Origin of the sequence: Heliomicrobium gestii (assembly GCF_009877435.1) — a bacterium.
Classification (GTDB): domain Bacteria; phylum Bacillota; class Desulfitobacteriia; order Heliobacteriales; family Heliobacteriaceae; genus Heliomicrobium; species Heliomicrobium gestii.
The window spans coordinates 113,349-136,784 of record NZ_WXEX01000010.1 but is presented as its reverse complement, the minus strand read 5'-3'; the positions used below and the strand labels follow the sequence as shown (position 1 = coordinate 136,784).

Below are 23,436 nucleotides of genomic sequence, written 5' to 3'. Positions count from 1 at the left end.
TTGCTTAAAAAAGATATTGAAATACGCGGGAGTGATGGCGCAGGTGGAAATCATCACTGTCACTACGGTGTGCCAGTTGGAGCAATGCTTGAAGATTCGCCGAGATGTTTTCGTCGGGGAACAGGGGGTGCCTGAGTCGTTAGAAGTGGATGGATTTGACCGTTCGCCGGCGGAATGTCGTCACATCCTGCTGACGTTGCAGGGAGAACCGGCGGCGACGGGCAGACTAACGCCCTATGACGAGACAACGATAAAAGTGCAACGTGTGGCCGTTTGCAAGGGGTTTCGAACTGGGGGACTGGGGCGCGCGATCATGAAGGCGCTGGAAGAGGAGGCCCTTCGCCTCGGTTACCGACGGTGCCTCCTCAATGCCCAGATCCAGGCGCAAGGATTCTATGAAAAGCTGGGGTACACCGCGCTTTCCCCGGAGCCCTTTCTTGAAGCCGGCATTTGGCATGTGCGCATGGAAAAGAGCATCCGCTAAAATAATCATCCGTTAAAAAAGTTCATCTATCGTTCAATCGCCTATCTCATACTGATAAAAATAATCGCATCGAGAGAGCAGACCGGAGGCGGCCCATGCGGTGGAACTTCCCATCAACGCAACAGATACCTTTTTATCCTGGATATAGCCCTTTTCAGTCGGCCTTGTTGGCTCGGCGGGGGATCGGGCCTGCGGAAGCGGAGCGCTTTGTCCGCTCCGGCATCGAGGACATGCACGATCCCTTGCTGCTGAAGGGCGCTGCCGAGGCGGCGGCGATCATCGGCGATGCCATCCGTGGCGGGCTCCCCATCACCGTTTACGGCGACTATGACTGTGACGGCGTCACAGGGACGGCGCTGCTGGTGGAGAGTCTGACCAAGCTGGGCGCCGCCGTAGACTGGTACATCAACAGCCGCTTTGTAGAGGGATTCGGCATGCACCCCCTCGGTGTTGAAGAGATCGCCCGGCGTGGAACACCTCGCTTGATCATCTCTGTTGATAACGGGATCAGCGCCGTCGACGCCGTCCGCCGCGCGCGGGAGTTGGGGATGCAGGTCGTTGTCACCGACCACCATGAACCGGGTGAAGAACTGCCGCTGGCAGATGCCATCGTCAATCCGAAACAACCTGGTTGCGCCTACCCCGACAAACACCTGGCTGGCGTCGGCGTGGCCTTTAAGGTGATGCAGCTCCTGTTCCACGCAGCAGGGAAGCCGCGCGAGATCTTGCGTTCCCTCGACCTCGTCGCCCTCGGCACGGTCGCCGACGTGATGCCAGTGACCGGGGAAAACCGCGTTTTTATCAAAAACGGGTTGAAGCTGATCAACTGGGGCGATCGCACGCGAACGGGCTTGCTGGCGATCAAAGAAGCGGCCGATCTCAAGGGGGAGGTAAATGCGCACTACCACCTTGGTTTCATCTTTGGCCCTATGCTCAATGCCACCGGTCGCATCGACGGTGTGCCGACGGCGGCGGTGGAACTCCTGCTGACCACCGATCGCCGCCGAGCCGCTGGATTGGCGGCCCAACTGCGGAAGGTCAACGAGGAACGGCAGGAACTGACCCGCCATCAGACCGAGACGGCCTTTGAACAGGCCCAGCGGGAGGGGGAGGACGGCTTCATCGTCGTCTATGACCCCGCCTTCCACGAGGGGATTGTGGGGCTTATCGCTTCCCGGCTCAAGGAGGCCTATCAGCGGCCGGTACTGGTGCTGACGGACAGCCCGGAGACGGGGATTCTGAAGGGATCCGTTCGCAGCGTCAAGGGTTTCTCCGTCAAGGCTCATCTTATCGACGACTGCGCTGACCTGTTGCTCAAGGGCGGCGGTCATGAGATGGCCGCAGGCTGCTCCCTGGCCAAGGAAAACCTGCCCGCCCTGCGCCGGCGCCTGGACGCGGCGGTCCGACAAGCGCCGGCAGAGCTCTTTGTCTCTACCGTGGACATCGACTATGTGCTGCGCCCTGACGAGATCGACGGGGCGTTGGTGGCGCAGATCGAGGGCTTTGCCCCCTATGGCGCCGGCTTTCCCCGGCCTACCTTTCTCCTGCAGCCTTTTCAGCCTGAGCAAGTCCGTTTTCTGGGCCGCGAACGCAATCATCTCCGCCTCAGTGGTCAGGGTGTGACAGCCATCGGCTTTAATCAGGCCGAAGATTTCCGCGCGGCAAACCCCGCAGGCCCCTTAGCCCTCCTCGGTTTGCCCGAGATCAATGACTACGACGGTTCGATCCAGTTCCGGATGCGGAACCAGGGCTGGCGGGAACTGGAAGACCCGGTTGGCGCCGCAGGATAGTTGTTATCGATAATGGCCGCCGATCTTGAGAGCGCGGTCCTGAGCCTGGCCGGCCGGCAGGAGGGAAGAGGCGCGGACGACGGCGGTCGTTCCCAGGGCGTCGCGGATGTGATCCATGGTGCGGCTCACCCGATCCTGCCGGTCCATGTCCCGGAACAGTTCCTGCTGGAGGGCGCCATCTTCTTCAAGGCCGCTGAGATCCACTGTGACCGTGCGAACCGGACGGCCGTCCCAGTAGCGGCGAAAAAGGACTTGCGCCTTTTCAAAGACCGGCCCGGACAGGTTTGACGGGCAGGCCAAGGCGGTCTGGCGATAGAACCCTCGAGTCAGATCATAGGCGCGCAGGCCGACCGAGACGGTTTTGCCGGCTTTGCCTAGTTTGCGCGCTCGCCGGCAGACCTCGTCTGTCAATTCCAACAGGATCAACTCAATGTCCTCGCTGCGGTGATAGTCCCGGGGCAGGGTGATCGAGTGACCGACGCTTTTGACCTGTTCGAAGGAGTTTGAACAAACCGGCGAGGGATCGCGCCCCCAGGCCAGATTGTGGTAGACATGGCCGCGAAGACCGAAGCGCCGTGTCAGGTAGTGGGGCGGGTAATGGGCCAGTTCGCCGATGGTGAGCAGGCCCATGTCGCGAAAATGCCGCTCCATCCGCGACCCGACCATGAACATCTTCCCTGTCGGCAGGGGATGCAGTTTTGCTTCCACATGCTCCTCCCGCCACAGGGCGACGCCGGAGGGGCTTTTTTTCGCCTCTATATCACAGGCCATTTTGGCCAAAAACTTATTGGGGCCGATGCCGATCGAGCAGGGGACCTTGACCGTCTCCCAGACTTTTTGCCGGAAAACCCGGGCGGCCTGGACGGCGCCGCCCCAGATGTGTTCGGCGCCCCGCACGTCGATGAACAGTTCGTCGACGCTGTAGGGCTCCACGAGCGGCGAAAGGGTGCGGGCGATCTGTTGGATCTGCCAGGATACCTCCATGTAGAGGCTCATGCGCGGGCGCACACAGACGGCATCGGGGCAGATGGCTCGCGCTTCGCCGACGGTCATGGCCGTCTTCACGCCGCGGCTCTTGGCCTGGCGGGAAGCGGCCAGGATGATGCCGTGGCGCCGTTCCGGATCACCGCAAACCAGCACCGGCTGTTCCCGCAATGCGGGGTTGTGGGCCACCTCCACGCTGGCGTAAAAAGAGTTCATGTCCGCCAGGAGGACCGTGGGCTCGCCGTTCATGGCTCTTCCACCCCTACGATGGCGTTGATGGGCAAGCTTTCCGTCGACCCTGCGCGGCGCCAGCGCAACAGGCCCGGCGGCTGCCCCACATGCAAGGGAATGCCGGTGAGCTTCTCCAGCCGGCCCTCACGGTTGATGAGCAAGGTGATGGCGCGACCTCGGGCGCAAGCGTCCAAGACCAACGCCTGGATCTCCTCCAGGTATTCCTGGGTGGGGCAGGGGAGCGGCATGGAGCGAGCCGCTTCCCGGATTTTCTCAACGGCGCCGGCCCGGTGTTCCGGCAGGATCATGCGCGAACCCTGCCAGAGCCGGTTCTGGGTGAAAAAAGCGTGGGTGCGTTCATCCAAGGCGATCCCTCCTTTTAGAACATATATTCTCGGAACATCAGTTCTATTATACGAACAGAAGGTCGCCTTGTCATGAGAAATACGCAAAAAAACGTTCGGAATCATTTGCCTTTTGCTGGGTGGAGCAGAAAAAACCAATTGTTACACCATCGAAAAAATGGCGTTAAGAAGATGATCTGCCAAACCCCTTGGTACGCTGACAGCAATACCAGGGATTGATGGAGATGGCCTTCGAAATTTCCTAGGATAAAAAAGAAGGAACCCCGTTTCCCTCGCTAAAAAGGAGAGGGGAACGGGGTTCCTTGCGTGATTGCTCTTGACTGCCATTTCGGCCGAAATGTTATTTCCGTCGGGACAGGTTGCTGTCGTAAACCCGTCCGAGCAGAAGCACTGCTTCTTCCCAACTGAGGGGCTGCTCAGGGCAGAAGGCGCCATCGGGATATCCCTTGACAAGCCCCTTGGCGCCGGCGGCGCTGATCGGCCCCAAGGCCCAGGAGGTCTCCAGGTCGGCAAAAGCAGGGGAAGCGGGGGTGTCCCACTGCTGTTCCCGTGTCACCAGGGTGACTGCCTCGGCCCGGGTGATCGGCGCATCGGGGGCCAGTTGCTTCCCGGGACGGCCAATCACCAGATTTTCCTTGACGAGCCCAGCGACGCGGCCACGCAGCTCCGGCTCCACTTTCTGCGCGTCGCCAAAGGGGCGCAACAGGTCCGATTCCTCTCCTTTGACGCGTTCCTCGATCCCTTTGAGCGACGGCGCCACATCGATATAATAAGTGAAAAACTCCTGGCGGGTCATCGTGTCAGCGCCATCGCCTTTTTTCTGCGACCAAGACACCGCCGGGGAGATGCGCACCATGCTCCGATCCTTTGCATAGAAGACAAATTCCACAAAGGGCATCCCTTTGGAGCGCATGTGGGCGATTTCCACCGTCAAGGAGCGAGGCGTCGCCGCAACAAAGCGCAAGGCCGGCTGATCACCTTCCGGGAAGATGGAATTGGCAAACCAGTTGAGCATTGACGGGTAGGCCACATAACTGTCCAGTGTTTCCGCGGTAGGGATCTGCATGTACTCGACACCCACGGGCAGTGTCAGTGTGATGCGACTGCCTACGTGGACCGCTTGCGGCCCCTCCGCATCAGCAACCAGAAAAACGGAGTTCAGCGCCTGGTTTTCACCGGCATGGACCGTTAAAAACGGCGAGGGCAGGTTTTCGCTGGTCATCGTGCCTTCCCGCTGGACGGTAACCGGTTTCCAAGCCCCCGGCATCTCCGGATCGGCAACACGGACCGAGATATCGCTCGCCTCCGCCATGCCGGCGCCAAAGGACAACAGTGTCCAAGCAGCCAATAGAAACAGTGGTTTTCGCAATAGATACCCTCCCAAATGGCTCTTTTGACAGAAGCCGAACAAATTTTTATGGAAATTTATTTCGCACTTTTTCGATTTTTTCCTCCTTTTTTAGCCAGAAGGCTTACGGAATATGCTTGTTTTTGCTATGATTTTCATAACGAAAGAGGCGATAAGATGAAGGGCATTCGAAATATTTACTGCGTAGGAAGAAATTTCCCTCTCCATGCCGCTGAGTTGGGCAACGCGATTCCCGAGCGGCCGCTGATCTTCTCCAAGCCAACCCATGCGTTGGTCTTGCTCGATGGCAGTGCGCTTCATCTGCCGGGAACAAGAGGCGCCGTTCACTATGAAGCGGAACTGGTTCTTCGGGTGGATCACCCTTACCAAAAAGGGAGCACCGCCGATGGGCTGATCGGCGCGATGGCCCTTGGCATCGATTTTACATTGCGCGATGTGCAGGCCGAGAGCAAACGAAAAGGCCAGCCTTGGCTCGAAGCGAAGGGCTTCCCCAACTCAGCGGCACTGACGCCCTTTATTCCTTTTCCTGGTGTAGCGGCGCTCGCTGAGGCGGATTTCACCCTTACCCGCAATGGTGTGGAGGCGCAACGAGGCAATGTGCGGGACATGCTTTTCAACGTGCAGCAGATCCTAGACTTTTGCGCGGCTTCCTTTGGCATTGGACCGGGAGACATCATCTATACGGGCACGCCGGCTGGCGTGGGACCGGTGACACCGGACGATACCTTTCACCTCTACTGGGGAAGCCGGTGTCTCGGTCAGGGTGTCGTTTGCTTGGATGCCCTCGAGTAGGGTATAATGGCATAAGAAGGGAGGGGAGAGCATGGCCCTTTGTGACAAATGCCGTGAATGCCGCCGGGACAAAGAGGATGAGTTGGAACGCTTCCGTAAAAACTATGTCGATGGCGGTGTCGTCGAAAAATCTCCTCAATGCAAAGACTGTGATAATGTCGAAGGCGATGATCTGGAACGGTGTCTCGTTTGCGGCAGCGTGATTGAAAAGAAATAACAGAGGTGTCTGGAAGGGGAGGCCCATAGCCTCCTCTTTTGTTTTCTTTTTTTTTCGACTGTTAACGGCGCTGGTGAGGTGTCGGGCCGCAAACATTCCCTCTGGTTAGAAAATCTTTATTAATGAGACCGTTTTCGTGGTAGAATGATGGGCGACAATGTCTTCGCCAGTAAACCGATTCGACAAGTTATGCCCCCCTCATCGTAGAACGATTCAAGGCAGGTGATTCGATGAAACTTTGGAAAGCCAGACCGAGGCTGATGATCTTTTTTGGTCTTATGTTGCTCTTGGGGGTGACCGCAGGGGTTACATACGGGATTTTACGTCCCGATTTGCTGAGCGATCCCTTCAATTCGGAGGGTCCCTTGTCGGATTCGGAGCTCAAACGGCGGATGAATGTGCTCCTGCTGGCAGTCGACAACCGCCCTGGTGAAATCGATGGACGCACTGACACGATCATTGTCGCCAGTGTCGATCGCCAGGACAAAAAACTCTATTTGCTCTCGATCCCCCGGGACACGCGCGTCAAGATCGACGGACACGGCATGGACAAGATCAACGCGGCCCACATGTACGGCGGTGTTCCGCTGACTCGGAAAACAGTGGAGGAACTGCTGGGGATTCCTATCGACTATTATATCAAGACGGATTTTAATGGTTTTCGAGAAATCGTCGATACGCTCGGCGGCGTAGAAATCGACATCGAAAAAAACATGTACCACAATGAAGGAAATCCGGAAGATTTAATTAATTTAAAAAAGGGTCTTCAAAGGTTAAGCGGCAAAGAGGCGCTCCAGTATGTGCGGTTCCGGTCAGACGAACTGGGCGATATCAGCCGGACCCAACGGCAGCAGAAGTTTCTCCAAGCCCTTGCCAAACAGGCGCTGCAGGTAAACACGGTGTGGAAACTCCCTGCCCTTGCGCCTCAACTGGTCAAAGACGTCGACACCAATCTGGGCGCCGGCGATCTCGTCTCCCTGGCCATGAAGGCCAAAGACTGGAATGCAGGCAACATCGTGGCGAACACCTTGCCTGGGAACTTTGTCACCCTCAATGGCCTCAGCTATTGGCAGGTCGATCCGGCAAAATCGCGCCAAGCGGCGCTTGATTTCATGCGCGGCGTGATGAATACTAAGATCATCGATGAAAGCATCGTCGTCCTCGATAAGCCCAAAGAAAAACCAAAGGCGGAACCGGAAGAGGTGAGCCCGGACGACGACAAAGGGCCTCAACCGGTTACCGATTCTCCACTCGGGGGAAAAGCGGGCGCGGAACAGGCCGGCAAAGCTGCCGTTCATTCTGATGGGAAGAGCAACGGCGAGCAAAAAGCCGGCACCGCCCAAAGTCCTAGCGCTCCTGGAACACCCATTGATAAGACGTCTACTGGCAAGACGCAGACCACTCCAGGCGCCCCAAAGCCCCCACAACCGTCAGGTCCGTCGGCTCCGTCGCCGACCCCGGCCCGCCCGCCTGACGCGCTAAATCCGGCAACGCCCAATCGCGTCATCCCAGGCGCTCCGCCGGTCCCTACTGATGTTCAACCGCCCTCGAACAGCGGGGTTGAGTAAATTGCATGATGCTTGAGGAGGACTTATTTGTGGATTCAATGATTCGCGACATCAATCTTGCCCCCCAGGGTCAACAGAAGATCGACTGGGTCGACCAGCACATGCCCATCTTGAATCAAGTCAAAAAGGACTTTGAGAAACGCAAACCCCTGGCCGGCAAACGGGCCATCATCTGCCTGCACCTGGAAGCGAAAACGGCCTACTTGGCTTTGACCGTGAAAGCCGCCGGCGCCGAGGTGGCTGTCTGCGGTTCCAACCCCCTCTCCACTCAGGATGATGTCGTGGCCGCTCTCGTGAAAAACGGGGTGACCGCGTACGCCTGGCACGGCGCCACTGACGAAGAATACAAGATGCACCTGAACAAAGCCCTTGATTTTCAACCGGACATCCTCATCGACGACGGCGGCGACCTGGTGGCCACCCTCCATGCCGAACGGCTGGAGCAGGCCAAAGGGATCATCGGCGGCGCCGAGGAAACGACGACCGGCATCCTTCGCCTCCGGGCGCTGGCCCGGGAAGGCAAGCTTACTTTCCCCATGATGGCCGTCAACGACGCCCAGATGAAGTACCTCTTTGACAACCGCTACGGCACAGGCCAGTCTGTCTGGGACGGGATCCTGCGCACGACCAACCTGACCGTCTGCGGCAAAGTGGTCGTCGTCGCCGGTTACGGCTGGTGCGGCAAGGGCGTCGCCGCCCGCGCCAAAGGGTTGAATGCCCGCGTCGTCGTCACCGAGATCGATCCGATCAAGGCCAACGAAGCGCTGATGGATGGTTTTGAGGTTATGCCCATGGTCGAAGCCGCCAAAATCGGCGACATCTTCGTCACTGTCACGGGTAACCGCGATATCATCCGCCGGGAGCACCTTGAGGTGATCAAGGACAAGGCCATCCTCAGCAACGCCGGACACTTCGATGTGGAAGTGAACAAGGAAGACCTGCGGGCGCTGTCTGTCAACGTCCGCACCGCCCGCAAGAATATCGAAGAATACGCCTTCCATGATGGCCGCAAGGTCTACCTTCTCGGCGAAGGCCGGCTTGTCAACCTGGCCTGTGGCGATGGTCACCCTGCCGAGGTGATGGATCTGACCTTTGCCCTGCAGGCGCTGTCTCTGGATTACCTCGCGGCGAATCGTGACAAGATGGAACCGGGTGTCTATTCCGTACCTGATTCGATCGATCGCAAGGTGGCTGAGTTCCGGTTGAAAGCCCTCGGCGTGAACCTCGATGAATTGACGGACAAACAGAGCAAATACCTGGCCAGTTGGGCCGAGTAGGATCGGAATGGAATACAGGCCGTCTCCCGACGGCCTGTATTTTGTGAAACTAGGTTGTGTTGATTGCTGACAGGCTTCATGTGACAGGGGAGGAAAAGCGGATGCTGGTTTTCTTCGATGTGGACGGCACCCTCACAACAGGACCCAATGTGTGGGAAGTGATTTACCGGCGCCTCGGCTTGTGGGAGTCGATGGGGATCCCGATTCAGGAAGCTTTTTTGAATGGCGCCATCGACTACCGGGAATTCGCCGCCCAAGACGCCGCCCATTTTGCCGGCGCCCCTGTTGAAGCGATTGAACAATGGATCTCGGAAATCCCACTTCGACCTGATGCCGCACAAGCCCTCGAAGGACTGCAAAGCCACGGATGCCGGATCATCCTTTTGTCAACGGGGTTGACGGCACTGACGGATCACTTGTCTAAAAAATTCGGCGCTTTCGCCAGTATCGCCAACGAGTTGGAGGTCGTCGACGGCAGATTGACAGGGCGTGTCTTTGTTCATGTCTCCGCCGATGACATTCACAGGGACAAAGGGGCATGGGTTCGCCGTTTCTGCAAAAAATATCGGATAAACGCCGAGAGAACGGCAGCCATCGGCGATTCGGTTGGCGATATTCCCATGTTTCGCCAAGTCGAACTGCCGATTCTGTTCAGGTCAACCGACTCGCTGCTTGACGATGAACCGATTCACCAGGCTGTTCCCGGTATTCTTCAGGTTACATCTCTGCTTGAGGCGGCTCAAGCGATTATTGATTTTGTCCAGCCAAGCCGTTACTGGCTGGGGTGGAGGAGCAATGCCCGCTGAGCCACGCATACGGTGATCCCAAAACACTTTGGCGCCAAAAGAATTTTCCCTTGATCACCTTTGTCTCGCCGCAAGAAGCGATGGGCGCCGAAGACCGGCTGAAAGAGCGCGGTCTCTGTTGCCTCGTCGTTCCAACCCCCCGCGAACTGGCTGAGGGATGCGGCCTATCGCTCCGCGTTTTTCCTGATGATCTGGAAAGTTGCCGTGGAGCTTTGAAGAATGGGAGCACCGGGGCACGCTTTTTTGCTTGGAACGGGCAAACTGCCGGTTGGTGCGAAATATTCGGAGAAAAGCCCTTGCACCTTTTGCGGGGACAAGAAAAATGATAAAATAGATATCATTCGAGTATGATCTGCCAAGCTGTTCCAGCCATGGAGGTTTAGTTGATGAATCATAAGGCGGCCATTCCCAATGCCTTCACACTCACCAACCTGTTGTTGGGAATACTCTCCATCGTCTACACCATGGATCAAAACTACATGATGTCCGCTATCATGATTCTTCTCGCCGCTGTCCTCGATGGGATGGATGGCCGGGTGGCTCGCAAGCTTGAAGTGTCGTCGGCTTTCGGGAAAGAACTGGATTCTCTTTCTGATTTGGTTTCCTTTGGTGTGGCGCCAGCGATCCTCGTCTACGCGGCCCACTTGGAAGAACCGTACCATTATGTGGGCTTAGCCATCGCCATCGTTTTCGCCCTTTGTGGCGCTGTTCGCTTGGCCCGGTTTAATGTGCTCAACATTACCACCCACTTCCTCGGGATTCCCATCACTGTTGCCGGTCCCCTCATGGCCCTTTTTTCTTTGGCCGGCGCCCGCCTTCCGGTGCTCTTTTTTCCCATCGCTATGTTGCTTCTGGCCGGATTGATGGTGTCCAACCTGAAGGTGCCCAAACTCTGACCAGCAAGACGAAAAGACAAACCCCTGGCCCGCGCCAGGGGTTCTTTTGACCATAGAGGGCAAAGAAAAGGCGGAAGCCCTCTTCGCTGGTTAGGCTAGCCGGGAAGGGACCATCTTGCCGGCAGGGGACTTCCGCAATCCTAGTATATCCCTGCTCGTCAAGCTTCATACGGGGAGGTGATGGCGGCATGAAAATTCCTTACTGTGAACGTTGCGGCGCCACCGATACGCAAGGAGCGGTCTGTGGGCACTGCGACACCATGTACTGTTACGACTGTATGGAGAAAAAGCAGATCAACATGTTTGTCTGCAAAAAGTGCGGGCGCTTTATCTGCGCCGCCTGCCGGACTGGCATGGACGATTGCGACCAAGTCCCCGTGGGCTCAGAACGGTGATGTCATAGCCGTCAAGACCGGAGCATACACATTACTACCGTATTTTGGGAGGAATGGGTGTGTGTACGGTCTTGACGCTTTTTGTCTGCGCCTACCTGCTCGGCGCCCTGTCATTAACCTACTGGATCGGCCGGTGCAGGAGCCATCTGGCGGTGACCGATTATGGTCCAGGATCCATCGGCCCCGTCAAACTGTTGCGCCTCGCTGGACCGGAGAGCATGGTCGCCGCCCTGCTGGCAGAGTTGACCAAAGGTTGGCTGATCGGATGGCTGACTGTCTTTTTTCAGGCCGGTGAGATCGCCCAATGGCTGACCGCCTTGTTCCTTTTGGCCGGATACGGTTGGTCGCCTGTCCTTGGCGGCCGAGGCGGAAACATCTGCCTTCCCTTTACGGGGTTTCTCTTCCAGGTGGCCCCACCCTTGGGCCAAGTGGCGCTGTCCGTCGCGCTGTCGGTGTTGCTGTTGACACGCTCGCCCAATCTGGCTGCTCTCATCGCCCTGGTGTCATTGCCTTGTGTGGCCTGGCTGCAGCATTTTTCTGTTTTTGCTCTGGCTGTAACGACAGCGGCCGCGGCGGTCGTTGCCTTTCAGTTTTGGTTGGTTCGTTGTCACCGACCGAGGGAATCAGAAATATACTAGGGAGGAACGAGAGAGGCGAGCGTTAGAAGGGGTGAAAACCATCATGCGGATCTACTTCGTCCGGCTGCCCGGTTTTTTGCGGACATTGCTTTTGAAGGTGTGGGGGTAAAAAGCAGCGGGGAGAGGCAGGCCTCTTCCCGTTGGCTTTTTATCGCCCCTGTGATAATATGACGGAGGATGCTCATTCTTTCCAGGCGATCCCGGCGATGCCGCCGGCGGAACCGCCGGCAAGGGCGAAGAGCATTTTTTTCCACCAGGTTGTCATCGGGAATACGGGGGCGGGCACAAAATAACCGACAACGATGGTGAAGACAAAAAAGCTCAACCCTGCCAGCAAACCGTAAATCAATCCCCTGGCGCCAGCCCTGCGGGCGGCCACCCAGCCGGCGCCCAAGGCGCAGAGTCCGTAGGCGCTATGGACAACGGGCATGATGTATCGCTCGGACAAGCTGGTAAAGAAGAAAAAAAGGACAAGCAATACAGAAACGCCCAGCGACGCCGCCAGGGCGTAGCCCGTTCCGACCAAAACGGGCGTTGCCGACAGGGTTGCCGGTTCCTGTTGTTCTGCCATGGGTTCCACCTCCTTGCCACCACTTTATTCACTGGCGCTACCGTTTAGGACGAGATTGAACGACAGAGGAGGACTGATCGCCACGAATAACCGCTCGACCGCTAATAAAATCGCCCTTATTTTTTTCAGCATCATCGTGCTGACTGCCTTTTACCTTTCCACCCACCGAGTCCCGGCGCCGCCCCTTGACTCGGCGATCGCCGTCGATCCCCGCGATGTTCACATCAAGGTGACGGGAACAGCCGACCTGCCGACAGATCAGTGGCGCCTGACCTTGGCCGTTCAGCAGGGAGGACGCACATCGACCGAAGCGGAACAAGCCATGAACCGGGCCCTTGATAAATTGCTCGGCAGTTTAGCCGATGTCGGCTTTTCTCCGGACAACATCAATCGTCTTGACCAGCAGTTGACGCCCCAATGGTCTGGCGCCGGCGCCCGATCTCCACAGGGGTTTGTCGCAGCCTCCACCATCGAGATCAACCGTGTCCCGGCGGAACAACGGGAAGCGGTGCTGGCGGCCGCGCTGGCTAACGGCGCCAATCAGATCATCAAAATGGCGCCGCTCTACGACGGCAACGGTGATGTTCAAAAACAGGCCGTCAAGGCAGCTCTCGAAGACGCCAATCGCAAGGCCAAGGCCATCGCCGCAGGCATGGGGCGGGAACTGGGCGATGTCGTCTCCATCGACCAGGCCGAATCGGAGGCCCACCTCCAACTGACGGTGCTCTACCGGCTGAAGTTTTGAGTTTGACAGCACTTTTCCAGGGCGATTATAATGAAAAGAAAGAGTATTGGAGTAGGGGGCCCGGCATTGGACCGCTTCCAGGATTTGTGCGAACGGCTCCATCAAAAGGAATACAAGCTTACACCTCAGCGCAAGACGATCCTTCGCGCTCTCTTAAAGGGTGATGACGCTCATCTGAGTGCTGAGGATCTTTACGGCATTGTCAAGCAGCAGCATCCGGAGATCGGGTTGGCTACGGTCTACCGGACGCTGGAACTGCTCGCCGAGATCGATATCCTGCAAAAGATCGACTTCGGTGACGGTCGTCTCCGCTAAGAACTGGCCACCAAAGAAGCCCACCACCATCATCATCTGATCTGTACCCGGTGCGCCAAGGTGTTGGAATTTGAGGACGACCTGCTCGACTCACTCGAACAGGCCATCCAGCGACGCAACCAATTTCGCATTGTCGACCATCAACTGAAGTTCTTCGGCGTCTGCAAGGAATGCCAACAAGCAGAAACCAGGGATTAACTCCCTGGTTTCTTCGTTTGCATCGCTTCGATAAATTTCTGGCGCAGCCCTGCTTCATCGGAAAAGCCGCGCACCTCCGGCCATGTTTCCATAGCCGCGTCCAACAGCGCCCGCAACACCGACTCCTTGTCCATAAAGAGCTTGCTTTCTGCATAGGGAACGGAGCTGAGCCGTTTCAACCAGTCGATTTCATCTTCGTAGAGGGTGACGGTGAAACGGATCTTCGGCCCTAGTCGTTTTCGGCTCGAGAAGTCTACGTTCTGTTGGGGAGACGCCGCCGGTTGATCAGGAGCCGGCTCCGCTGCGTCCCCGTCGATAGAAGCGATCATTGCCCCGTTCTCGGCTGGATCCGTTCTAATTTCATGATCGCCAGCCTTGTTTTCTTCCCTCGCCCGAGACCATTGCTGCCGAACCAGGCGTTCAATCTCCGGTTCTTTTTTTACATCAGGATGCATGGCGGCTCTGGCCAACCAGCGAACAGCGTCGGCCTGTTGACCGAGTTGCCGGTGCAGTTCCCCAATCAGGTACATGAGGGTGACCGCGCTCGTCTTTGCGTTGCGATCATCGCCGAAGGCGGCTTCGTAGAGTCGCAGCGCTGCTTCTGTGTACTTGCGGTCCACATCGTCCCACCTCATCTCCCGGGCGATCCAGGCGGCCCGTAAGTTCAGCGGCGCTTGCAAACTGGCCGGCGCTCCTCCGATCTGGGCGGTGCGTAAAGCCAACTCAAAGCTGCGCAAAGCGGTCTCCGCCGTCCGGGTACCGGAAAAATCAGGTTCGGCGCTGAAGGCGTCGAGAAGGCCCCGGCGGAGTTGCAGCCGATCATTGCCGACCTGATCGAAGCGGTTTTCTAAAGCCGCATACTGGCAGGCTGGGCAGACGAAGACCTGATAATGCAGGGGATTGATCCCTTCAAAGATCGTTCGGAAGTCAGGCATCCGTTCCTTGACCCGGATGAAGGAGCTTCGAATCCGAGTGGCCACAAACTCGTGGCCACAGACTGGGCAGGTTTTCCGTTGGGTAAAAAATGCATCAGCGTTCATGGATGGTTCTCTCCTTCGCGCATCCTCTTTGTTCGTTTTATTCGGGGGAGGGACCCCTTCTCCTGCTCAAAGGTGGTTTTCGGCCTGTCCATTCGGTGATAAAATGAAAAAACGGGGAAAAAGGAGAGGAGTAGTGCCCGGTGCTGAAGACATACTATCATCCAGAACCGACGACCTACGATGGAACACAACTACGCTCCCTGTGGACATACCGTCATTTTCACATCATGGGGGACAGCATCGTCGCTTTCCGGGGACCCTGTAAAGTCGGCCTGGACAAAATGGTCGATCTGGAAGACGTTCTCGTCGGTGACAGCATCTACAGCCCAGAAATGCTGCACTTTATTATCGAACATTTCGACATGGATCTGGAGAAGACGATCTATCGGCAGCGACTGTTCATGGCCATGATCAAGGAGGATCTGGAAGAGGTCTGCGGGGGCGCCTTGATCCGCCGCGGCGACGACCTCTACTGGCGGGAAAAAAAGCTGTCCGTTTCCATCGCCACCCGTTCGCCCGTATCCACCTTGATCCATGTTGGGTTGAATCTGCGCACAGAAGGAACCCCCGTGCCGACAGCCTCACTGGGACAGATCGGGGAGAAAGACCCCGAGGGATTTGCCCGCCGGTTGATGAATCAATATTCCGCCGAAGTAACTGACATCTATCTTGCTCGCTGCAAAGTTCGAGGAGTTGAATAATTCATTGCCTACGGCCGATCTCGTTGAAATCATGGTATCCGCTCAGGGCGAAGGACCCTGGATCGGTTGCCGGCAAGTCTTTTTGCGCTTTTTCGGCTGCAATCTCTGCTGTTCCTATTGTGATACCCTGGGGAGTCGGGGCCCGCGACCTACGGCTTGCCGGATCGAAAAAGAACCGGGCCGTGGTGTTTTTGACCTCTGGGCAAATCCGGTTACACCGGAGCAAGTGGCGAAATACCTCCGAAATAGCCCAACAGTCCATTCCATCAGTCTGACCGGAGGAGAACCGTTGTTGCATGTCGAATTTATCCAGCAGTTGATCCCATTGCTGGGCGACGAGCGACCTCCACTCTATCTGGAAACGAACGGCACATTGCCCGAATCATTGGGTCGCATCATCGACAAATTGGACTATGTTAGCATGGACTTAAAGACGCCCCTGGACAACCATTTGGACGTGCATCGTCCCTTTCTGAGTGTCGCCTCCCGGAAACAGGGCTATGTCAAAATCGTCATCACCCCGTCGACAGAAGGCGATACGGTGCAACGAGCCGCCCAGATCATCGCAGAAGAAGCCCCACACTTTCCCCTGATTTTGCAGCCGGTGACTGGAAAAACAGGCTTACCCCTCGCGATTCCCGGTCATTTGCACGATCTGCAAGCAGCGGCGCTAGCGATTCATCGGGATGTGCGCATCATTCCGCAGGCCCATCCGATTTTGGGAATTTTATAGAATAGCAGGTGAAACGCATGGATTTAGTAAAAATCGAAAAGGCTGTCCACATGATTTTGGAGGCCATCGGCGAAGATCCGCAACGGGAAGGGCTCGTCGATACGCCACGGCGCGTGGCCCGTATGTACCAGGAGATCCTGGGCGGGCTGGAAGAGGATCCGAAACGCCATCTGGAAGTGATCTTTACGGAAGAGCATGAAGAGATGGTATTGGTCAAGGACATCCCCTTGTACTCCGTTTGCGAACACCATCTCCTGCCTTTTTACGGTGTGGCCCATGTGGCCTACATTCCCCGCTCCGGCGTGATCACAGGCTTGAGCAAGTTGGCCCGCTTGGTGGAAGGCTATGCTAAACGCCCTCAACTGCAGGAGCGGCTCACCGCCCAGGTGGCTGACGCGATTGTGGACAAGTTGGACCCTCAGGGCGTGCTGGTCGTCATCGAAGCGGAACACATGTGCATGACCATGCGGGGTGTCAAAAAACCTGGATCCCGCACCGTCACTTCAGCCGTACGAGGCATCTTCCGCAACCGCCCGGCCACACGCAGTGAAGCGATTTCCCTGATCCGCGGCTCTCGAACCCTTCCGTAATGATGGTTAGACCAGGAGGGATCCGATGGTTCATAGGCTCTTTACATATGGCACGCTGACAGACCGCGACACCTTGGAAGGATTGCTGGAACACAGCGCCGGTGTTGCTCGTCCGGCCGTCCTGACCGGTTACCAGTCTTGTCCCTCCGCCTATGGCTATCCCTACATCCTGCCCGTTTCCGACGGGGAGGTGGAGGGCGTGGTCTGGAGCGACCTTACCGATGAGGACCTGCTGCGCACCGACGAATACGAAGGCGTCCACGATGACAGGCCGATGTATTTTCGGAAATCGATCCATCTTGTCATCGATGGGCAACCGATGGATGCTTGGGTGTATGTGGGCATACCGGAGACCTTTGCCGACGGCTCCAACGCTTTTGAGCCATTGGCGACAAAAGAAGTTCCTGCGAACGTCGAGTTGTTCGCTGTCATTGATTTTCTGAACGACACCCTAAAGGATAAGGGCTTGCTATTCGGGGTGAGAAAAAACGGGGAGACCATGACCATTTCCATCTACGAGGTATAGGATGTAGTAAAGTTTTCCATTGATGGAACTCGTTGGGGGATGGGTCAATGATCGACCTGGATCTTTGCATCAATTGTTTCCTGGATTTGCAACCGTCCCAATGGGAAATCATATGGGCACGAGATTCGCGGTACATCCTGCGGTGTCCCCGGTGCCGTGCCTTTCATTCCTGGGCGCCCGGGACCGGTCTCTGGATCGGTCCGGGAAAGGGCGGCTCGGGCGGCGCTCGACTGGAGGAAAAACGTTGCGCATTCTACTGACCAATGATGATGGGATTCACGCGCCCGGCATTCATGCCTTGTGGCGCGTCTTCGAGGATTGGGCCGATATCTTTGTGGTCGCGCCTGACACAGAGCGGAGCGCTACCGGTCACGGTATCACTGTCCACCAACCCTTGCGCGTCGAGAAACTAACCTTTGCCAACCCCCGCGTTCGCGGTTGGGCTGTGAACGGCACGCCGGCCGACTGTGTGAAGTTAGCGATGGAAGAACTCATGGAAGAACCGCCCCATATTGTCGTGTCCGGCATCAACCGAGGCCCCAATCTGGGAACAGATGTCCTCTACTCGGGCACCGTTTCGGCGGCCATGGAAGGGGTCATCTACGGGATCCCCTCTATCGCTGTATCGGTCACCGGTTGGCAGACTGTTGACTACACCGTTGCCGCAGAAACAACCCGCCTGCTTTGTGAAAAACTGGTGGCGCGGGGGCTGACACCGGACACCTTTCTCAATGTCAACGTCCCCGATCTGCCCAGGGAACGCATCGGCGGCATAGAGGTGACGAAACTGGGAAGCCGGCGTTATCAGAATATCTTTGACAAGCGGACCGATCCGCGCGGTCGTGTCTACTACTGGATGGCCGGCGAGGTTCATGATGTCGATGCCGGTGAAGGCACCGATATCCAGGCCGTCAATTCCGGCGCTATCTCGGTGACGCCGATCCACTTTGATCTCACCAACTACTCCTTGATCCAGGAGGTGTCTGATTGGCTCTGCCAAAAGACAGCGCCCGTTGATGAACCGGATCAGTCAAAAAGGAAGGCATAGCCTTCCTTTTTGTGATCACTCCCAGCCGGTTTTGCTTATGGCAGACAGTCGCTACGTCAACGGCTGGTTGCCATCCTGGCTCAGCAACGCCTCAGCCCGGCGGACCATGGCTTTTACCATGCTGCCGCCGATCTTGCCGCCGACGCGACCGCAGTCGCTGGCCGTCAGGGCGCCCCAGTAGCCGTCTTGGATTTTCGTCGTCAGTCCCAATTCTTCGGCGATCTCATACTTAAAGGTGTCGCGCACCGACTCCGGAAAGATTTTCTCTCTTGGGAAAAATTGGGCCACAGAGAACCACCTCCTCCGTGTCCCTAGTATCGTCCTCTCTTTGCCCTTTATAGCGGGCAGATCATGGGCTTTTAACAGAAAAACGGCTGGTCATGCAGGCGCCTCCACTTTTACAGGCGCCTGCTTATTTTTTACGGATCCAACCAAGCAGTCGGTTCCCCCCCGGAAAGGTTCGCAGATCAGCCGCTGTCAGTCCACCGTAAGCGGCCAACGCGCCGAGGTAGAGAATGGTCGAAAGGGTGACCACGGGCACCAAGGCGATCGCCTCCTGCAATCCAAAGCATGCGACGACCGGTAGGCCAACCCAGAGGCCGGCGCCCAGCACAAGGGCAGCGGGGAGCGGCAGCAGGAAAGAAGCCAGTTCCCGTCCCGTAAGCCCGAGGCGCTGGTGAAACCAGTACAGGTGCAACAAGGCGGCCAGGACATTGGACAAGGTGAAGCCGAAGGCGACGCCATCCAGGCCGACAGAAGGCGATGTGGCGAAAGAAAGAAAAACAGCGATGCGAAGCAGCGATGTGGCCACAGTCACAAAGAGCGGAAAAACGACCATTCCCAACCCTTGCAGTATCCCGCTTGTCGTGCTTTGCAGGTAGAGGAAGGGGGCGCCCCAGGCCAAGATATGCAGCGTATCGCCCATGTGGGCCAGCCCAAAAAAGAGCGCCGCAAACCGGTCGCCGATCAAGGCGAGCAGCACCGCCGCCGGCCAGCCGATCACCGCCGTCAGACGCAAGGCCTTGACAGAGCGGTAGCGCACCGTTCGTTCTTGCCGAAGGGCCCAACTCTCGGCAATGCCAGGCACAAGGCTGACAGAGAGGGGTGCCGTAAATACGGCGGGAATAGCGATCAGGGGAACGAGTCCGCCGACGAGGCTGCCAAAGGCAACTGTCGCCTCTGCTGATGTCAGGCCCGATTGCTGGAGGACACGCGGGATCAGGTAGGCGTCGAGCCCCATGATCAGACAGGAAACGATTCGGGAGGCGGCTACGGGAGCGGCCACCGGCCAGAGCGAACGCAGCGCCTGGGCGGCGCCGATCGTAGCGCGCGCGCGCCGGTTCGCCCAAAAAAGCTTGAGGCGGCTGAAGAAGAGAGGGCTGGAGAGGAGGAGCAGGGTGAGCAGACCGCAGAGTTCTCCAAGGGTGATCCCCCAGGACATGCCGGCCGCGGCCCAACCGGCGCCTCGAGGCAGCAGCGCCAGGGCGAGGGAAAGGCCGCTGACGATGCGCACCACTTGTTCGGCAAAGGAGGCGATCGACGTGGGCATCATCTCCTGCATCCCCTGGCAGAAGGAACGAAGGGCCGAAGCGAAACAGATCAGCAGGATGCTGGGCAGGAGGGGCCAGAACGCCGCCGTCGCCCGATCATCAGCCACGAGAGCGGGGGAGAAAAATAGCGCCGCCAATGTCAACAACGTACCGCCGGCCGCCAGCAGGAGGAGGGAGATCTGCATCAGTTGCCGGACATTGCCCCATCGACTGTAGGCGGCTTCTTCGGCGATCCTCTTGGTCAACGCCACGGGGATGCCAAAGGTGGCCGCCACCAGCAATAAGATGTAGACAGGGTAGATCATCTGGAAGAGACCGACCGTTTCGGCGCCGATGTATTTCATGAGAACGATCTGGTTATAAAAGGAAAGCAAGCGGTTCAACAGTGTCGCCGCCAATAGGACTAACGTTCCGTAGGTCAAGGCGGTGGTCATGGTCCACCTCCTAAAAATTCAGTATGTTCCTGCAAAAGTGAAAAGGATTTTTATGGTTTAACGTGTAATTAATAAATAGTTCGAATTATCGCTAGCGAAGGAGGGTTCCAGTTTGACGACACCGAGAGAATCCATACGCAACATCGCTGTTCTCGCCCATACCGGCGCAGGGAAAACCTCTTTGGTGGAATCGATGCTGTTCAACGCGGGGCTCGTCAACCGGAAAGGTCGAGTCGAGGATGGCAACACAACGACTGATTACCTGCCCGAGGAGACGAAGCGAAAAGTTAGCATACAGGCAGCCATGGCGCCGATCAAATGGCTCGGGACGAAACTGAATATCATCGATACACCGGGATACAGCGACTTTTTTGGAGAGGTTGTCGGCGCCGTTTCTGTCGCTGAGGGGTCCTTGCTCGTCGTCTGCGGCGTCAGCGGCGTTCAGGTGCAGACGGAAACGACATGGCGCTTGATCCAAGATAAAGGGCGTATCCCTGTCGTATTTATCAATAAACTAGATCGTGAAAACGCGAATTTTGGCAAAGCCCTGGAACAGTTGCGGGAACTGGGCGGAGCGCAGATCCTGCCGCTGCATTGGCCTGTCGGCGCTGCTCCGCAGTGGCAGGGGATGGTCAACATCCTCGATGACGCCTTTTTTCCCGCCAGTCCTAAGGTCAAAGATATGCCGGCTTTGTCCACGGAAGAAGAGGACAGCATAAAAAGCTGGCGCGACAAATTGGTCGAAGCGATCGTCGAGATCGATGAAGAACTGATGATGCGCTACCTGGACGGCGAAGAGATCGCCCTGGAAGAGCTGCGACCGGCATTGTCCGCCGCCGTGAAGGCCGGCAAAGTTGTCCCCGTTCTGGGCGGAGCCGCCAGTGCCGACAGCACGATGAAGGGGTTGCTCGACGAACTGGCGGCCCTGTTGCCGGCGCCCCTCGATGAGGGGGGACAGGAACCGGCGCCCGGCGCGCCCCTGAAGGCGCAAGTCTTCAAGACTGTCATCGATCCCTACCTTGGCAAAGTCAACTTTGTCCGCATTTACCAGGGAATGTTGCGCGGCGATACGCCGCTCTATAACGGCACGAGTCAAAAAGAGGAAAAACCGGCGTCGCCGCTGTTTATGACCGGCAAAAGTCAACAACCTTCCGACGTCGCCGGTCCTGGTGAGATCGTCGCTCTGGTCAAACTGCAACATACCCACACCGGGGACACCTTGTTGGTCAAAGGCGCCGCCATTGAGCCGCTGCCCTTGATCGAATTCCCTCATCCCAGCCTGTCCATGGCTTTCCATCCCGCCACCAAGGCCGATGAAGACAAACTGGGCGGCAGCCTGCAGCGCCTTTTAGAGGAGGAACCTTGCCTCAAGATCCACCGGAACACAGAGACGAAAGAGACGATCCTCACCGGCATGGGCACCCTGCACATGGAGGTGTGTGTCGAGCGGCTGCAACGCAAGTACGGCGTCAATGTGACCACCAGTTGGCCCAAGATTCCCTACCGGGAGTCGGTCCGCAAGTCGGCCAAGGCTGAAGGGAAACACAAGAAACAGACTGGCGGCCATGGCCAGTACGGCCATGTCTGGCTGGTCATGGAGCCGAAGCATAACGGGGACTTTGAATTCGCCGAATCCATCTTCGGCGGTGTGGTGCCGAAAAACTTCATCCCCGCCGTCGAGAAGGGTGTTCGCGAGAGCCTCCTGGAGGGGGCGCTTGCCGGATATCCGGTGACGAACATCAAGGTGAACCTCGTCGACGGTTCCTACCATCCCGTCGACTCCTCGGAACTATCCTTTAAGATGGCGGCCCATATCGCTTTCAAAAAAGGCATGGAGATGGCTGAACCGTACCTGCTAGAACCGGTGATGCAGGTGGAGATCAACGTGCCGGAGTACTATCTGGGCGATATCCTGGGCGATCTGAACGGCCGACGCGGCCGGGTCCTCGGCAGCGAGATGGTGGGGAACCGGCAACTCATCCAGGCCCTCGTTCCCCAGCAGGAATTGATCCAGTTCCCGTTGCAACTGCAAGCGATCACCCATGGCCGCGGCAGCTACCAGGCCGAGTTCCACTCCTATCAGGAGGTTCCCCCGCGGATGGCCCAGACGATTATTGAAGCCGCCCGCAAGAACAATCACTGAGCCGCGAATGACCGATTAAATCGCAATGGGGGGCCGCATGGAGCAGGAAGAGCCTGCCCTGCGGCTCCCTTTATCGTCTTTACTGGTTTTTGGGTTATGAAAAAAGGTGTTTTTCTCATCCATAGGGAATATATCAAGGAAAACGCGGCGACAGGGGAAAAGCCTATGACCATCGACCTCCATCTGCATACAACAGTCTCCGACGGATTGCACACACCCTTGGAACTGCTTCAAATGGCTGTTACGGCCGGTGTAACGACCCTGTCGATTACCGATCATGAATCGATCGAGGGTTGCCTCGATATCGCCGACGCCGCGGAGGAGCAGGGGATTCGCGTCATCCCGGGTGTGGAACTGCTGGTGACCTATGCAGGCGAAGAGATCCATCTGCTTGGGTACGGCATGGATCTGACGGATCGTCCCTTCCTGATGCGCCTGGCGGAACTCCGCCAAGCGCGCAATGTGGTGGCCGAGCAGACGGTGCGGAACCTGCAAAACCTTGGCATCCCCCTGGCCTGGGACGATGTAGCGGCCCTCGCCCATCCCCATGGCGCCATCAGCAAGGGCCATATCGTCCATGCCCTTCACCTGGGCGGCCTGTTGACCCATCCCGCACCCGAGTTCATCGGCCGCTATCTCTCGCGGGAAGGACTGGCTCATGTGGAATACGATGCCAACAGCTTTGATCAGGGAGTCGAGTTGATCCGAGCGGCTGGCGGAGTGCCCGTTGTGGCCCACCCGGGCCTGATTCACACACAGTCACTGTTGCCGGAATTGCTGCGTCGTCCCCATGTGGGGCTGGAAGTCTTTTATGGCTACTATGGCCCCCACCGGGAGCAGTGGGTTCGTGAATACCGGCGCATCGCCGAAGCTAAAAAACTGGTCATGACCGGAGGGACCGATTACCACGGCCCCTTTGCGCCTTTCAAACCGGGGAGCGTTTCCATCCCTGATTGGGTAATGCCGCAACTGGACCGGGCCATGGCGATGGCCAGACAGTCGCGACAAGCCGCCGGAGTGTGATTGACTC

The 23,436-nt window shown here is 57.5% G+C and carries 26 protein-coding genes and 1 pseudogene; 20 read left to right on the top strand and 7 right to left on the bottom strand.

The window, feature by feature from the left end; genetic code table 11:
* Positions 1-43: 43 nt before the first annotated feature.
* A complete protein-coding gene (locus GTO89_RS12480; protein ID WP_328793913.1) occupies positions 44-484 on the top strand; it encodes a GNAT family N-acetyltransferase in 441 nt (146 codons plus the stop codon).
* A 95-nt stretch (positions 485-579) separates the two neighbouring features.
* Complete coding sequence (gene recJ, locus GTO89_RS12475; RefSeq protein WP_161262415.1) at positions 580-2,274, top strand: single-stranded-DNA-specific exonuclease RecJ; 1,695 nt, start codon at positions 580-582, stop codon at positions 2,272-2,274.
* 3 nt (positions 2,275-2,277) lie between these two features.
* Here the strand turns inward: recJ and GTO89_RS12470 are convergent, their stop codons facing one another.
* The 3 genes from GTO89_RS12470 to GTO89_RS12460 all read right to left on the bottom strand — a co-directional run bounded on the left by GTO89_RS12470 (position 2,278) and on the right by GTO89_RS12460 (position 5,223).
* The gene (locus GTO89_RS12470; RefSeq protein WP_161262414.1) at positions 2,278-3,507 is read right to left on the bottom strand and encodes a DNA polymerase IV; all 1,230 of its coding nucleotides are present in this window, start codon (positions 3,505-3,507) and stop codon (positions 2,278-2,280) included.
* Entirely contained in the window at positions 3,504-3,854 is a 351-nt protein-coding gene (locus GTO89_RS12465; protein ID WP_161262413.1) for a YolD-like family protein, read from the bottom strand. The genes GTO89_RS12470 and GTO89_RS12465 overlap by 4 nt, the downstream gene beginning before the upstream one ends.
* Before the next feature lie 340 nt (positions 3,855-4,194).
* Positions 4,195-5,223, bottom strand: a complete 1,029-nt coding sequence (locus GTO89_RS12460; RefSeq protein ID WP_161262412.1) for an S-layer homology domain-containing protein — start codon at positions 5,221-5,223, stop codon at positions 4,195-4,197.
* A gap of 156 nt (positions 5,224-5,379) precedes the next feature.
* Between GTO89_RS12460 and GTO89_RS12455 the strand changes: the two genes are divergently transcribed.
* The 9 genes from GTO89_RS12455 (at position 5,380) to GTO89_RS12415 (ending at position 11,812) form a co-directional block, all read left to right on the top strand.
* Complete coding sequence (locus GTO89_RS12455; RefSeq protein WP_161262411.1) at positions 5,380-6,015, top strand: fumarylacetoacetate hydrolase family protein; 636 nt, start codon at positions 5,380-5,382, stop codon at positions 6,013-6,015.
* A gap of 31 nt (positions 6,016-6,046) precedes the next feature.
* Positions 6,047-6,232, top strand: a complete 186-nt coding sequence (locus tag GTO89_RS12450) for a hypothetical protein (RefSeq protein WP_161262410.1) — start codon at positions 6,047-6,049, stop codon at positions 6,230-6,232.
* Positions 6,233-6,462: 230 nt separating this feature from the next.
* Positions 6,463-7,800 carry an LCP family glycopolymer transferase gene (locus GTO89_RS12445; RefSeq protein ID WP_161262409.1) on the top strand — a complete coding sequence of 446 codons (1,338 nt, stop codon included), beginning with the start codon at positions 6,463-6,465 and terminating at the stop codon, positions 7,798-7,800.
* A gap of 38 nt (positions 7,801-7,838) precedes the next feature.
* Positions 7,839-9,077, top strand: coding sequence for an adenosylhomocysteinase (locus GTO89_RS12440; protein WP_235920453.1), 1,239 nt, complete (start codon positions 7,839-7,841; stop codon positions 9,075-9,077).
* Positions 9,078-9,178: 101 nt separating this feature from the next.
* On the top strand, positions 9,179-9,883 hold the full coding sequence (locus tag GTO89_RS12435; protein WP_161262407.1) for an HAD family hydrolase: 705 nt from the start codon (positions 9,179-9,181) through the stop codon (positions 9,881-9,883).
* Positions 9,862-10,209 carry a DUF3343 domain-containing protein gene (locus tag GTO89_RS17975; protein WP_407929493.1) on the top strand — a complete coding sequence of 116 codons (348 nt, stop codon included), beginning with the start codon at positions 9,862-9,864 and terminating at the stop codon, positions 10,207-10,209. Before GTO89_RS12435 ends, GTO89_RS17975 begins: the two co-directional genes overlap by 22 nt.
* Before the next feature lie 60 nt (positions 10,210-10,269).
* Positions 10,270-10,779, top strand: a complete 510-nt coding sequence (pssA, locus tag GTO89_RS12425; protein WP_161262405.1) for a CDP-diacylglycerol--serine O-phosphatidyltransferase — start codon at positions 10,270-10,272, stop codon at positions 10,777-10,779.
* 188 nt (positions 10,780-10,967) lie between these two features.
* On the top strand, positions 10,968-11,174 hold the full coding sequence (locus tag GTO89_RS12420) for a hypothetical protein (RefSeq protein WP_161262404.1): 207 nt from the start codon (positions 10,968-10,970) through the stop codon (positions 11,172-11,174).
* Between the two features lie 59 nt (positions 11,175-11,233).
* The gene (locus GTO89_RS12415) at positions 11,234-11,812 is read left to right on the top strand and encodes a glycerol-3-phosphate acyltransferase (protein WP_161262403.1); all 579 of its coding nucleotides are present in this window, start codon (positions 11,234-11,236) and stop codon (positions 11,810-11,812) included.
* Between the two features lie 181 nt (positions 11,813-11,993).
* On the opposite strand, the gene GTO89_RS12410 is transcribed toward GTO89_RS12415, so the two are convergent.
* Positions 11,994-12,383 carry a TIGR04086 family membrane protein gene (locus GTO89_RS12410; protein ID WP_161262402.1) on the bottom strand — a complete coding sequence of 130 codons (390 nt, stop codon included), beginning with the start codon at positions 12,381-12,383 and terminating at the stop codon, positions 11,994-11,996.
* Between the two features lie 55 nt (positions 12,384-12,438).
* Here GTO89_RS12410 and GTO89_RS12405 point away from each other — a divergent pair, with 55 nt between their 5' ends.
* On the top strand, positions 12,439-13,128 hold the full coding sequence (locus GTO89_RS12405) for an SIMPL domain-containing protein (protein ID WP_161262401.1): 690 nt from the start codon (positions 12,439-12,441) through the stop codon (positions 13,126-13,128).
* A 30-nt stretch (positions 13,129-13,158) separates the two neighbouring features.
* A pseudogene (locus GTO89_RS12400) lies at positions 13,159-13,641 on the top strand (Fur family transcriptional regulator).
* On the opposite strand, the gene GTO89_RS12395 reads toward GTO89_RS12400, so the two are convergent.
* Positions 13,638-14,681: a DUF2225 domain-containing protein gene (locus tag GTO89_RS12395; protein WP_161262400.1), complete on the bottom strand. Its 1,044-nt coding sequence runs from the start codon at positions 14,679-14,681 to the stop codon at positions 13,638-13,640. The pseudogene GTO89_RS12400 and the gene GTO89_RS12395 sit on opposite strands and share 4 nt — an antisense overlap.
* A gap of 140 nt (positions 14,682-14,821) precedes the next feature.
* On the opposite strand from GTO89_RS12395, the gene GTO89_RS12390 reads away from it, so the two are divergent.
* The 5 genes from GTO89_RS12390 (at position 14,822) to surE (ending at position 18,279) form a co-directional block, all read left to right on the top strand.
* Entirely contained in the window at positions 14,822-15,382 is a 561-nt protein-coding gene (locus tag GTO89_RS12390; RefSeq protein WP_161262399.1) for a DUF366 family protein, read from the top strand.
* A gap of 4 nt (positions 15,383-15,386) precedes the next feature.
* On the top strand, positions 15,387-16,115 hold the full coding sequence (locus GTO89_RS12385; RefSeq protein ID WP_161262398.1) for a 7-carboxy-7-deazaguanine synthase QueE: 729 nt from the start codon (positions 15,387-15,389) through the stop codon (positions 16,113-16,115).
* Between the two features lie 17 nt (positions 16,116-16,132).
* Positions 16,133-16,705: a GTP cyclohydrolase I FolE gene (folE, locus tag GTO89_RS12380; RefSeq protein ID WP_161262397.1), complete on the top strand. Its 573-nt coding sequence runs from the start codon at positions 16,133-16,135 to the stop codon at positions 16,703-16,705.
* 25 nt (positions 16,706-16,730) lie between these two features.
* The gene (locus GTO89_RS17850) at positions 16,731-17,231 is read left to right on the top strand and encodes a DUF4264 family protein (protein WP_161262396.1); all 501 of its coding nucleotides are present in this window, start codon (positions 16,731-16,733) and stop codon (positions 17,229-17,231) included.
* 244 nt (positions 17,232-17,475) lie between these two features.
* A complete protein-coding gene (surE, locus tag GTO89_RS12370) occupies positions 17,476-18,279 on the top strand; it encodes a 5'/3'-nucleotidase SurE (RefSeq protein WP_161262395.1) in 804 nt (267 codons plus the stop codon).
* Between the two features lie 51 nt (positions 18,280-18,330).
* Here the strand turns inward: surE and GTO89_RS12365 are convergent, their stop codons facing one another.
* Both GTO89_RS12365 and GTO89_RS12360 read right to left on the bottom strand, forming a co-directional pair.
* Positions 18,331-18,567, bottom strand: a complete 237-nt coding sequence (locus GTO89_RS12365) for a small, acid-soluble spore protein, alpha/beta type (protein WP_161262394.1) — start codon at positions 18,565-18,567, stop codon at positions 18,331-18,333.
* A 124-nt stretch (positions 18,568-18,691) separates the two neighbouring features.
* Entirely contained in the window at positions 18,692-20,263 is a 1,572-nt protein-coding gene (locus tag GTO89_RS12360; protein WP_161262393.1) for a polysaccharide biosynthesis protein, read from the bottom strand.
* A gap of 112 nt (positions 20,264-20,375) precedes the next feature.
* On the opposite strand from GTO89_RS12360, the gene fusA reads away from it, so the two are divergent.
* Together fusA and GTO89_RS12350 are read left to right on the top strand one after the other, a co-directional pair.
* On the top strand, positions 20,376-22,406 hold the full coding sequence (gene fusA, locus GTO89_RS12355) for an elongation factor G (RefSeq protein WP_161262392.1): 2,031 nt from the start codon (positions 20,376-20,378) through the stop codon (positions 22,404-22,406).
* A gap of 165 nt (positions 22,407-22,571) precedes the next feature.
* Positions 22,572-23,429: a PHP domain-containing protein gene (locus tag GTO89_RS12350; RefSeq protein WP_161262391.1), complete on the top strand. Its 858-nt coding sequence runs from the start codon at positions 22,572-22,574 to the stop codon at positions 23,427-23,429.
* Positions 23,430-23,436 lie beyond the last annotated feature (7 nt).